The organism is Endozoicomonas sp. ONNA2 (genome assembly GCF_024606365.1).
Classification (GTDB): domain Bacteria; phylum Pseudomonadota; class Gammaproteobacteria; order Pseudomonadales; family Endozoicomonadaceae; genus Endozoicomonas.
Genome location: NZ_JAHHPO010001178.1, coordinates 1 through 2,904, shown reverse-complemented (window position 1 = coordinate 2,904; position 2,904 = coordinate 1). Strand labels below are relative to the sequence as shown.

The following is a 2,904-nucleotide window of genomic DNA, read 5'->3' as shown; positions in this document are numbered from 1 at the left end:
CTTTCTCTGTATCATGACGTACGATCAGTGGTAATCAGGTTAAATTAAAATTCAATATCTTTTATTACTAATAATTTTTAACAATGAATACTGAAATCAATGTCACTGGCCCGCATCTTGCCATTTTTGATGTCCCTGATAATTCAGAGGGGAAAATTACTGCCAGTGGTTCTGGCAATGAACGTCCGACTCCTGCCTGGTACCAAACAGACAAGGCCAAAACTATCTGGCGGGGCTTGGCCGTTGTGCCGTGTATAGCCCTGGGGGTAGTTGTTGGCTTGCTTGCCAGACAGCAGACAAGCGAGGGGGATGGGCGTACCCACGCTTCGCCGATGGTCCTGGGAGCCTGCATGGGCTTTTTGGGAGGAGCTACTGTGTACTTGCTCAATGAATATCGCCTCGCAGCGCAGAAAAATTCTCTTGATGGCAGATCAGTAACAGTGGCATCCAGTGCCCCGGGTGTTATCTCGACTGCGGTTGAAATCTGTCCTGATCGGCACTCCAATGATGGTGTCAGTCAAGTCTGAAGTCGCCCTGAAAAAGTTTTGATCCCTGCTATTCTTTCTTGCGCAAAGTATGTGGTAATCACCGCTGTGCCCCTTGCTGAAACAGGATACAATCAGACTATTCAGTTTGAGTTATACTCAGCGACTCCACCAGAGCGATTGGCATTGTGCTTGACGAACCCCAGAAGAGAGCCATCCAGAAGGCGTACAGCGCTTTTCTTGAGAGTAAAAAACTAAAGGCCCGTCCCGGGCAGAAGCAAATGATTGCCGAGATTGCCCGGGCACTGGGTGATATTGAAACAGACAGTGAAGGTCGTAGAATTTCCGATCCCTCGGTTACGGTGATTGAAGCGGGTACCGGCACCGGCAAAACGGTGGGTTATGTGTTGCCTGCGGTGGTGATGGCCCGGGCAGCCAAAAAGCGGCTGGTGATTGCCACGGCCACCGTGACCCTTCAGGAACAGGTGATCAATAAAGACCTGCCAGAGATCATATCAAAAACCGGTTTAAAGTTCTCATACACCCTGGCCAAGGGGCGCGGTCGTTATGCTTGCCTGAGTAAGCTCGACCGGTTGCTTCAGGAAGAGGAGGCGACCGCCTCATTAATGGATATGTTCGCCTACGATGGCTATACCCTGGAAAATGACCAGTCCTCCCGGGCGCTATACCAAAGCATGCTGGAGGCATTTACTGCTGACCAATGGCAAGGCGACCGGGACAGTTGGCCGGATGCCCTGGAAGATCAGCATTGGCGAACCATTACCACTGATCATGGGCAATGCAGCGGGCGTCGTTGTGGTTATTTTCGCCAGTGCCCATTTTATCAGGCCCGGGCTGATCTGGAGCATGCCGATGTGGTCATTGCCAACCACGATCTGGTGCTGGCAGATCTGGCCCTGGGCGGTGGTGCCATCCTTCCCGAGCCCAAGGATGCTATTTATGTGTTTGATGAAGGCCACCACTTGCCAGATAAAGCCATTGATCACTTCACCTGCCAGTCCAGAGTCAAGGGAACTGCCAGCTGGCTGGAAAAAGCCGGGCGGCATCTGCAGAAAATTCTGACCCAGCAGACCCTGCCAGGAGAGCTTGGCGAATTGCTGGAGCGAATTCAGCCCGAGTTTGACGCCCTGGTCAATGCCCTGGGCCATACCCGGGAGATGCTGCACAGTATTGCCCGGTTTGAACCAAAAGTACAATTTACCACGCAAGGGGAGAGTCAGGTTGCATATTACCGCTTTCCCCGGGGCGTGGTACCTGAACCACTGGGACAACAGGCTGAACGGTTGAAAGCCGGTTTCAGCAAGTGCAGCACGATGCTGGAAAAGATAGCCAAAGCCCTGGACGATGGGATGGATGGTGATGTTCCGGGAATTGACCGCTGGCAGGCGGAACAGCTCTACCCGGAAATCGGTGGCATGCAGTCACGTATGGAGAGCCATTTCCAACTGTGGCTGACCTACACCATCAAAGATCCGGAGGGTGAGCCTCCCAGCGCACGCTGGTTGAAATGGAGCGAAGGTGCTTTTGGCGATGAGCTGGAGGTATTCAGCAGTCCGATCCTGTCTTCCATGACCTTATGGCAGACGCTGTGGAATCCCGCGCACGCAGCCATTGTCACCTCGGCAACCCTGGCCGCCCTGGGTAGCTTTAGCCGGTTCCAGATGCGCTCCGGAGTGCCTGACAAGTCCCGCTGTGTAGTGGTGCCCAGTCCCTTTCTCCATGGTGAGGCGGCTTCTCTGGTGATACCGGTCATGGCGTCAGACCCGCGCAATGCCCAGGACCACACCGCTGAAATGATTGAGCTGCTGCCAGAGTTATTGTCCGGTGATGATCGCCCAAAAGGGATGCTGGTCCTGTTCTCTTCCCGCCGACAAATGAAGGATGTGCATTTTGGTCTGGACGCTCCCTGGCAGGAAAAAATCCTGCTGCAGGATGACTATTCACGACAGGAGTTGCTCAAAAAGCATCGCCAGCTGATTGATGATGGCAAGGTCAGCATCCTGTTTGGTCTTGCCAGCCTGGCAGAAGGGATTGATTTGCCCGGTCATTATTGCGAACACGTGGTTATTGCCAAAATTCCTTTTGCGGTACCGGATGATCCTGTAGAGGCAGCACTCTCTGAGTGGCTCGAAGCCCAGGGTCGGAATCCGTTTATGGAAATCACCGTACCGGATGCAGCGATCCGCCTAATACAAGCTTGCGGTCGTCTATTACGGACGGAGCAGGATCGTGGTCGCATCACGATTATGGATCGACGGCTGGTTACCGCCAGGTATGGCCAGATGATCATGAACTCTCTGCCGCCGTTTAACCGGATTATCGAATCGACTGCCGCAGCGATGAGCCAGGAGGCTGTCCGAGAATAGACTGCCCTGCGCGGCAACTGCTCCTGCGTTGC

2 protein-coding genes are annotated in these 2,904 nt (G+C 53.7%); both read left to right on the top strand.

Annotation, left to right across the window (positions count from 1 at the left end):
* Positions 1–83: 83 nt before the first annotated feature.
* Entirely contained in the window at positions 84–527 is a 444-nt protein-coding gene (locus KDK14_RS20760; RefSeq protein ID WP_257267147.1) for a hypothetical protein, read from the top strand.
* 146 nt (positions 528–673) lie between these two features.
* Positions 674–2,872: an ATP-dependent DNA helicase DinG gene (gene dinG / locus KDK14_RS20755; RefSeq protein WP_257267146.1), complete on the top strand. Its 2,199-nt coding sequence runs from the start codon at positions 674–676 to the stop codon at positions 2,870–2,872.
* The last annotated feature ends 32 nt before the right edge of the window (positions 2,873–2,904 follow it).